This is a genomic window from Pseudoalteromonas sp. SIMBA_162 (assembly GCF_046535955.1).
Classification (GTDB): Bacteria; Pseudomonadota; Gammaproteobacteria; order Enterobacterales; family Alteromonadaceae; genus Pseudoalteromonas; species Pseudoalteromonas marina.
The window spans coordinates 1-278 of the sequence record NZ_JAWJBQ010000294.1 but is presented as its reverse complement, the minus strand read 5'-3'; the positions used below and the strand labels follow the sequence as shown (position 1 = coordinate 278).

Below are 278 nucleotides of genomic sequence, written 5' to 3'. Positions count from 1 at the left end.
CGATGCCCAGCAAGGCCCAGTCGCGCCCGCTCAGACGCAGCGAGACATGCCACTTCAGGCGTGCCAGCCACAGCAGGAACAGCCCCGCCAGCAGGCTGCGCCAGGTGGTGATATCGAGCGCCGAGAGGGGCACGCCTTTCGAGAACAACGCCGTACCGCCGAGCAGCGCGATGCCGAGATGAATCGACATCAGTGCCTGGGGCTGGTTGGAGGGAGGGGCAGCAGGGCCGGGCATGAGGTTCCTCGTCATCAGGGGATAGTGATAAAGCCGCCATCTC

General features: G+C 65.5%; 1 pseudogene. It reads right to left on the bottom strand.

The features are described from left to right. Nucleotides 1-190, bottom strand: a pseudogene (locus tag R0J88_RS19745) (EamA/RhaT family transporter); the annotation flags it as partial. Nucleotides 191-278: the final 88 nt, after the last annotated feature.